At 70.9% G+C, this 7,710-nt stretch carries 8 protein-coding genes; 2 read left to right on the top strand and 6 right to left on the bottom strand.

The genetic code is table 11. The annotated features are described in order from the left end of the window. Positions 1–405 precede the first annotated feature (405 nt). The 4 genes from ASD56_RS15855 to ASD56_RS15840 all read right to left on the bottom strand — a co-directional run bounded on the left by ASD56_RS15855 (position 406) and on the right by ASD56_RS15840 (position 4,302). Positions 406–1,041: a UdgX family uracil-DNA binding protein gene (locus ASD56_RS15855; protein WP_055968119.1), complete on the bottom strand. Its 636-nt coding sequence runs from the start codon at positions 1,039–1,041 to the stop codon at positions 406–408. Positions 1,042–1,125: 84 nt separating this feature from the next. Then, positions 1,126–1,968 carry a DUF4184 family protein gene (locus ASD56_RS15850; RefSeq protein ID WP_055968116.1) on the bottom strand — a complete coding sequence of 281 codons (843 nt, stop codon included), beginning with the start codon at positions 1,966–1,968 and terminating at the stop codon, positions 1,126–1,128. A gap of 9 nt (positions 1,969–1,977) precedes the next feature. After that, positions 1,978–3,282 (bottom strand): tyrosine--tRNA ligase, encoded by a 1,305-nt coding sequence (tyrS, locus tag ASD56_RS15845; protein ID WP_235565746.1) that lies wholly within the window; start codon positions 3,280–3,282, stop codon positions 1,978–1,980. Between the two features lie 72 nt (positions 3,283–3,354). Beyond that, positions 3,355–4,302, bottom strand: coding sequence for an aldo/keto reductase (locus ASD56_RS15840; RefSeq protein ID WP_055968111.1), 948 nt, complete (start codon positions 4,300–4,302; stop codon positions 3,355–3,357). A 53-nt stretch (positions 4,303–4,355) separates the two neighbouring features. Here ASD56_RS15840 and ASD56_RS15835 point away from each other — a divergent pair, with 53 nt between their 5' ends. Further along, positions 4,356–4,742 (top strand): MerR family transcriptional regulator, encoded by a 387-nt coding sequence (locus ASD56_RS15835; protein ID WP_055968108.1) that lies wholly within the window; start codon positions 4,356–4,358, stop codon positions 4,740–4,742. On the opposite strand, the gene ASD56_RS15830 is transcribed toward ASD56_RS15835, so the two are convergent. Beyond that, the gene (locus tag ASD56_RS15830) at positions 4,718–5,068 is read right to left on the bottom strand and encodes a VOC family protein (RefSeq protein WP_235565745.1); all 351 of its coding nucleotides are present in this window, start codon (positions 5,066–5,068) and stop codon (positions 4,718–4,720) included. The two genes, ASD56_RS15835 and ASD56_RS15830, sit on opposite strands and share 25 nt — an antisense overlap. 151 nt (positions 5,069–5,219) lie before the next feature. On the opposite strand from ASD56_RS15830, the gene ASD56_RS15825 reads away from it, so the two are divergent. Further along, complete coding sequence (locus ASD56_RS15825; protein WP_055968100.1) at positions 5,220–5,828, top strand: hypothetical protein; 609 nt, start codon at positions 5,220–5,222, stop codon at positions 5,826–5,828. Here ASD56_RS15825 and ASD56_RS15820 read toward each other — a convergent pair. Next, positions 5,813–7,672: a M23 family metallopeptidase gene (locus tag ASD56_RS15820; RefSeq protein WP_055968097.1), complete on the bottom strand. Its 1,860-nt coding sequence runs from the start codon at positions 7,670–7,672 to the stop codon at positions 5,813–5,815. The genes ASD56_RS15825 and ASD56_RS15820 overlap by 16 nt on opposite strands. Positions 7,673–7,710 lie beyond the last annotated feature (38 nt).

The following is a 7,710-nucleotide window of genomic DNA, read 5'->3' as shown; positions in this document are numbered from 1 at the left end:
GCATTTGACAAGTGCACGCTGTTGAGTTCTCAAGGATCGGATGCTCCCACCAACCAGTCTCACGACCAGCCCAGCAGGGCAACTTCACTATCTTATCCCCTGCGGAGTCGCGGGTCAAATCGACGCTGCTCGGATCCGAAGACCCTCTGCGGCGGCGGAAGACCGCTCTTCCGAGGAGGAAGTCCTACCCGAAGGACTGTGAGGTCGCACCACTCGAGGAGTGGATTTCGGGGAGGTGGTCCGCCGCTTGAGGGGGGTAAGGCTCTCGGCCTCTCCGCTTCCCTGTGGGGCGAACAAGAAGAACGTTACGTGAGATCCCGTCACCTGGCCAATCCGGGCCGCAGCCCGGGCGTGTCGCGCCCGGTGACCTCGTCGCGCCGCACTGAAGAACCCCAGGTCGGAAGGTCAGTCGCCGCGGGAGGCGTCCTTCGCGACGCGCAGATCGTGTACGAGGCCGTCCATCCCCGCCTGGCGCTCGGCGCTGTCGCGCAGCCGCACCACCGCCGACGGATGGACCGTCACCACGACGCGCAGGTCCCCGTGCTCGAGGACCACTCCCCTCTCCTCGCCGATCTTCACCGGTCGATCGAGCACGGCACGGGCGGCGGTCGTGCCCAGGCACACGACGACATCGGGATCGATCGCCGTCATCTCCGCCTCGAGCCACGGCCGGCAGGCGCGCACGTGTCCGGCCTCGGGCGTCTTGTGGATGCGCCGCTTCCCACGCTCCTCGAAGCGGAAGTGCTTGACCGCGTTGGTGACGTAGACCTCCGTCCGGTCGATTCCCGCGGCGCGCAGCGCGTCGTCGAGCACACGCCCGGCGGGTCCGACGAAGGGCTCGCCGGCAAGATCCTCGCGATCGCCCGGCTGCTCGCCGACGAGCATCAGTCGCGCTCGCGCGTCTCCTTCACCGAACACCGCCTGCGTCGCGCGCTCCCACAGCTCGCAGCCGCGGCATCCGTCGACCGCATCCCTGAGCTCCTGGACGTCCGCCCCGGCCGGCACCCATCGCCCGGCACCCGGTCGCTGCGTGTCGCTCATGGCACGAACGTAGGACCCGCGGTGCCGAGTGACGGAGGGCCTGGATCCCGACGCCGGCGAGGCGTAGGGTCCGCGCCGCCCGGATCAGGCGTCTACGCGGCGGCGCACACGGGCTGCGCGACGGCTCTGCACCACCACGCACAGCGCGAGGCTCGCGATGGCCCAGATCGCACACGCCGGAGGCAGCACCTGGTAGGCGAGATGCTGCGCCGTGAACTCGGCGTCGAGCGGACCGCGGACCGCGAGTCCGCCGACCCACGCGATGACGAACACGACCGGCAGGGAGACCCACCAGGCCCAGCGCACGCCGCGCGGCAACACGCGAAGCACGGGCGACGCGACCGGTCGTCGCAGCAGCCAGACGATGCCCCAGATCCCGAGAACGGCGAGCCCGAGCACGCTCGAGCCGTGTTGCAGCCACTTGTAGCCCAGCAGCGGCCCCCAGTGTTCGTCGAGCGCCGGCACGGCCGCCACTCCCCACCGGCCCTCGTGCGTGAACAGGTCCCACACGATGTGGCTGAGCACCCCGATGAACAGCGAGATGACGAGGAGCAGCAGTCCGCGGATCGAGACCCGCCAGCGCTGCGGCCGCCCGCTCTCGCGCACCGCGACGATCGAGAGCGTGTCGCGCGCCGAGCCGAGCGCACCGCGATCCCACTCCCCCGGCAGTCGCGCGGCGAGCCAGTCCGGCGACAGCTCGCGCGCCGCCGGCCGCAGCAGCGAACGCCACACCAGCAGGAGCACGAGCGCGAGCACCACCGTCGCCGGCACCCACGCGAAGTCGTGGGTCCGCCCGTAGTGCAGCGGAAGACCCCGCACGAACAGCGGGAGGTCCGGAGCCATGGCGCCGACAGCGATGGCCGCGGGCACCAGCGGCGTGCGCACGAACGGCAGCGCGACGACCGCGTGACTCGGCGTGAACGGCATGCGCCGGTGTCAGCTCGTGACGAACACGCCGGCGAGCGTCTTCTTGCCCCGCCTCAGAACCGACACTCCCCCGGCGAGCCCGCCGGAGACGACGGCGGACTCGTCATCGACCTTGATCCCGTCGACGGACACGCCGCCCTGCGCGACGGCCCGGCGCCCCTCGGAGAGACTGCCGACCAGGCCGGTCTCCACCAGGGCGTGCAGAACGCTTGTTCCGGCCGGAAGTGAAGCGTTCGGCAGCTCCTCGAGCGCGTGGCGCAGCGTGGCGGCGTCGATCGCGGTGAGATCGCCCTGGCCGAACAGCGCGTCGGACGCGGCGATCACGGCGGCCGCGGCATCCGCACCGTGCACGTAGGCCGTCACCTCGCGCGCGAGCCGTCGCTGCGCCTCGCGCCGGAAGGGCTCCGCCGCGACCAGCCGCTCGTACTCCTCGATCTCGTCGCGCGTGAGGAAGGTGAACACCTTCAGCCGCGTGATGACGTCGGCGTCGTCGGTGTTGAGCCAGAACTGGTACATCCGGTACGGGCTGCACATCGCCGGGTCGAGCCAGATCGCGTTGCCCTCGCTCTTGCCGAACTTCGTGCCGTCGGTGTTCGTGATCAGCGGAGTCCCGATCGCGTGGACGTGCACGCCCTCGACCTTGTGGATGAGGTCCGTCCCGCTGGTGAGGTTTCCCCACTGATCGCTGCCGCCGGTCTGCAGCACGCAGTCGTACTGGCGGTACAGCTCGAGGTAGTCCATGCCCTGCAGGATCTGGTAGCTGAACTCGGTGTAGCTGATGCCGGCGTCGGAGTTCAGGCGTGCGGCGACCGCGTCCTTCTTGATCATCGTGCCGACGCGGTAGTGCTTGCCGATCTCGCGCAGGAAGTCGATGGCGCTCATCGGCGCGGTCCAGTCGAGGTTGTTCACCATGCGGGCGGCGTTGTCGCCCTCGAAGCTGAGGAAGCGCTCGACCTGGGCGCGCAGGTAGCCGACCCACTCCTCGACGGTCTCGCGCTCGTTGAGGGTGCGCTCGGCCGTCGGCCGGGGGTCTCCGACCAGCCCTGTCGACCCGCCCACGAGCCCGAGAGGCTTGTGTCCCGCGAGCTGCAGGCGGCGCATGGTGAGCAGCTGCACGAGGTTGCCCAGGTGCAGGCTCGGCGCGGTCGGGTCGAAGCCGCAGTAGTACGTGATCGGGTCCCCGGCGAGCAGCGCACGGAGCGCCTCCTGATCGGTGGACACATGCACGAGCCCGCGCCACACCAGCTCGTCCCAGACGTTCTCGAACGTCGGATCGTTGGCGGGGGCGGTCGTGCTCACGGGGCTGTTCGACACGCGTGCCAGGCTATCAGCGGCGACCGGATGCCCCGGCCCGCCCGGCAGCCCGCAGGTCGGCTGTTCGCGACCTCACATCGGCGCGTCGAGACGCGCGAGCTGTTCGGCGGACAGCGGAAGACGCACGGCGTCCATCGCCGCCTCCAGCTGATCGAGCTTGCTGCCGCCGAGCATGGGCCGCACGCCGCGGGCGACGTGCCACGCCAGCACGGTCTGCCCGCGTGTGGCGCCGAGCTCTGCGGCGATCTCGTCGAGAGCGCGCAGCCGCGCCGTCGTCCCGGGGTGATCGTAGATCGCGGGGATGGGCTTCGCGGGATTGTCGTAGGCGCCGGACAGCAGCGGCGTGTAGGCCCACACCTCGATCCCGTGGGCCTGCGCATAGTCCCGCTGCTCGTCGCTCAGCACGCCGAAGGGGTGGTTGGTCGGGTTCGTGCCCGGCCTCGGGCGCAGGTAGGTGCTGTTGTGCTGCAGGACGTCGATCGGCGTCGCGCCGAGACGGCGGGCATGCGAGCGGGCGCGCTCCACGCGCCAGGCGGGGTGATTGGATGCCCCGACCCGGCGGACCGTGCCGGCCGAGGTGAGCTCGGCGAGCGCCTCGACGGTCTCCTCGATGGGCGTCGCACGGTCCTCCATGTGAAGCCAGAGCAGGTCCACCGACTCAAGCCCGAGCCGTTCGAGGCTGCCGGCGAAGGCCGCGTCGACCGCTCGCCGCGAGAGGCCGGCACGCCGGTCGGGGAACGATCCGGCCCAGAGCGGCTCGGCGCCGACCTTCGTCGCGATCTTCACGCGGTCACGGACTCCGGGACGCGCGGCGAACCATCGGCCGAGCAGGCGCTCGCTGTCGCCGCCCTGCCCGGTCTCGCTCGCCCAGAAGCTGTAGCAGTCGGCGGTGTCGATCCAGACGCCGCCGCGCTCGACGAACCTGTCGAGGATGGCGAACGAGGTGGTCTCGTCGACGGTGGTGCCGAACATCATCGCGCCGAGGACGAGCGGGGACGTGGTGGAGGTCGCAGTGGTCATGGATCCACTGTGCAACCTGGAGTTCGCTCCAGGTCAAGCTCTATTCTGATCCCATGATCACGTTCACGCCGGCCGAGGCAGCGGAGCGCTCGGGCTTCACGCTGGACACCCTTCGCTACTACGAGCGCGAGGGCATCCTCCCGCGGGTGGCCCGCACCGCGGGCGGGCATCGCCTGTACACCGAGGCGGACCTGGGCACGCTGGGCTTCTTGAAATGCCTGCGCGACACCGGCATGCCGATCGAGAAGCTCCGTCGCTACGGTGAGCTCTGCCGCGACGAGTCAACCCTGCCCGATCGTGTCGCGCTGCTGGAGGAGCACGCCGCCGCGGTGCAGCGCGAACTCGAGGCGTTGCGGGCTCAGCAGGCGCGGCTCGATGCCAAGCTCGCCTGGTATCGAGGCGAAGTCGCGGAGCGTCAGGCCGCGGAGATCTCGTCGTAGAGCCCGATGATGTTGCCCTCGGAGTCCTTGAGGTACACGTAACGGGCCGTCTCCCCCATCGGCTCGATCGCGCCGACCTGCTCGCCGCCGCTCGCGAGGGCCGCCGCGAGGGTGTCCTCGATCTTGTCGACCGTGAAGACGACGGTCGGGTGCGGCGTGGCGCCTCGCAGGTGAAGGTCTCCGTTGACCCCCTCGCCCTCGGGCTGCCGCAGCATGCCCATCTCATCCCCCCACGGTTCGTACTGATACCCGAGCACGGCGGTGTAGAACGCCTGGGCTCGGGTGATGTCGTCGACCGGGATCTCGAAGTGCTCCATCTTTGCCATGGTGCCTACGGTTCCACGTCCCTCGGACATCCGTAAGGGGGTCAGTACTTGAGCCCGAGGACTCACTCCGACTGAATATAGCCCTGAGGCTTATGCACATGCAGTTCCTAGGCTAAACTGCAGAAGATTTAGCCTGAGCCTTGGAGTCCGGATGTTCGTGATCACCGCCGACCAGCGGGGCAGCCGCACCAGCGACGACCTGATCCCCTCCGCGCTCGCGTCGGTCGCGACAGCGGCAGGCGACGGGCTCGCACTCGCGCCGGAGCGCACCGCCGGCGATGAGCTCCAGGTCGCCGTCGGCGACGCCGGTGCCGCGCTCCGCATCGTCCTGGCGTTGACGCGGATGCAGACGTGGAGCGTCGGCATCGGCGTCGGATCCGTCGAGCAGCCGCTTCCCGCCCAGGTGCGCGCGGCTCGGGGTGCGGCGTTCCTGCACGCACGCGACGCCGTGGACCGCGCGAAGCGCGCGCCGACCCGGGTCGCCCTGTCGGGCGGGGAGGGAGACGAGGGGCAGGATGCCGAGGCCTTCCTGCGCCTGCTGGTCGAGCTGCGCGATCGCCGCACTCCCGAGGGCTGGGAGGTGCACGATCTGCTGTCACAGGGCCGGACTCAGCGCGAAGCCGCGGCTCAGCTCGCCATCACCGAAGGGGCGGTCAGCCTGCGCGCACGCAACGCCGGACTGCGCGCCGAAGAAGGCGCGGTCCCGGCCCTGGAGCGGCTGCTCGCGCGGCTGGAAGCCGGACCTCACCCCACCGTCTGACGTACGAGCGCGAGGTCCTCCACCACCTCGCGCAGTTCGTCGTCGCCGGCGGAGTCCCTGGCGATGACCCGCTCGGCATCCGCCAGCACGTCGAGCAGTCCGACGCTCGCCCCGGAAGGCAGCGTGACCGTCGCATCCCAGGGAACGGCTCCGCTCGCGACGTCCAGCCAGGCCGCCAGCAGCTCACCACGCGCGCGGGCGGGCATGTCGCTGCGCGTCGCCGACAGCAGCGTGTGCGCGTGCTCCGGTCCGCCCAGCGATGCTGTCTCGGGGAACACGCCCGACACGGCGCGGACGACCTCCAGGTAGCCGCCGAGCTGGACGGCGGACACCTCCGAGCCGCGTTCGGCCGAATACTCGCGCAGCCACCGGCCTCTGCCGAGCGCCGACTCGGCCGTTCCGACGACGATGACGGCGGTCGCGGCATCCGCTCTCCCGCCGTCGTCATCGACGACGGAGACGCCCAGCGAGTCAGCGCCCGGATCGAGGAACTCCGCGGCGAGCGCGGTCGACCCCGTCGCAGGCTGCGTGCCCTGCGGGCTCAGCGGCGGGTCGGCGCCGACCGCGTCGTTGTACGACGTCTGCGACTGCCCGGAGGACCAGGTGAACGTGAGGTCGTCGCTGCCCTCGTCCGTCGCAGAGGCGCTCGCCTCGAGGGTGTCGCCCGCGGACACCACCGCGTACTCGCCGCCGGGGAAGGTCACTGCTGCGCCCGCATCCAGCGTGATCGCGGGGTCGCGGTTGTCGATCTGCAGAGCCACCGCGTGCGCACCCACTCCCCCGTCGTCATCGATCACGGTCACCATCACCGGATACGCGCCGTCGTCGCCGTAGGGATGCTCCACGCCGGCGGCGAGCTGCGCGATCGTGACCGGCTCCGGTGCGCTTCCGTCGCCCCAGTCCACCTCGGCGGCGAAGGTGTCGTCACCCGGGTCGGTCACCGTGGCGCGCAGACGCCCGACGCCGCCCTCGGTTCCCGGCGACACCACCACGTCGACGGCCGGCGGGACGTTGCGCACGACGATGTCCTGGGAGACCTCGTCCCACAGTGCTTCGACCGGGTCGAACACGGTCAGCAGGACCGACCCGGCGAAGTCGTCGGTCAGGGTGAGCCGCGGCTCGGCGACCGGCGCGAGATCCAGCGCGGCGGGCTCCCAGCGGTACGCCAGGTTCCTGCCGTCGGGATCGATGCTGCCCGAGGCATCGAAGCTCATCGTCTGGCCCTCGTCCACGATGAACGGGCCTCCCGCGAGCTGGGCCGTCGGAGCGTCGTTGTCGCATGCCTCGGCCGTGACCTCCTCGGCCGAGAGCTCCTGACCCGGCAGGTCGCAGAGCCGAGGGAGCACCCGGTCGGCGTCACCGGCGATCATTCCGCGCTGATCCCACTCGACCGGCTCGTCGCGGTCGTCGGGGACGGCGACCTCCCAGTGGATGTGGCCCGCGCCCTGGCGGCCGATCACCTCGCCGGCGTCGATCCAGTCGCCTTCCCGCCAGGTCGCGGCGACGGTTCCGGCGGCGAGCCGCGAGTAGCGCGTGTATTCGCCGTTCGGATGCTCGATCCACACGAAGTTCTCGTTCGGGCCGTCCGCCGCGCGCAGCGGGGCCGCCCGGTCGTCGACGAGCGCGCGGACCCATCCCGACGCCGCCGCCACGACCTCGGCGTCGTCGCCGCCGTCGAGGTCGTAGGCGACACGGTGCTCATGAGGCCCGGCCGTGACCGAGACAGCGGTGCCGTTTGCGAACGGCACGCGGTAGGTGCCGGCCGATCTCGGCGCTTCGTCGTGTTCGGCTGACGCGGGCCCCGCCCCCGCGATCATCGCAGCGAGCAGTGCGGTGACCGCCACCCCCACGCTTCCCAGACGTCCGGCTCGTACGCGCGACT

The organism is Microbacterium sp. Root166, assembly GCF_001427145.1.
GTDB lineage: Bacteria > Actinomycetota > Actinomycetes > Actinomycetales > Microbacteriaceae > Microbacterium.
Note: the sequence above shows the minus strand (reverse complement) of the source record. Positions and strands in the feature narration are given on the sequence as shown.

Coding starts and splice junctions, on each gene's coding strand:
- ASD56_RS15855 (WP_055968119.1), bottom strand. CDS start 1,041: ATGAGCGACACGCAGCGACCGGGTGCCGGGCGATGGGTGCCGGCCGGG.
- ASD56_RS15850 (WP_055968116.1), bottom strand. CDS start 1,968: ATGCCGTTCACGCCGAGTCACGCGGTCGTCGCGCTGCCGTTCGTGCGC.
- ASD56_RS15840 (WP_055968111.1), bottom strand. CDS start 4,302: ATGACCACTGCGACCTCCACCACGTCCCCGCTCGTCCTCGGCGCGATG.
- ASD56_RS15835 (WP_055968108.1), top strand. CDS start 4,356: ATGATCACGTTCACGCCGGCCGAGGCAGCGGAGCGCTCGGGCTTCACG.
- ASD56_RS15830 (WP_235565745.1), bottom strand. CDS start 5,068: ATGGCAAAGATGGAGCACTTCGAGATCCCGGTCGACGACATCACCCGA.
- ASD56_RS15825 (WP_055968100.1), top strand. CDS start 5,220: ATGTTCGTGATCACCGCCGACCAGCGGGGCAGCCGCACCAGCGACGAC.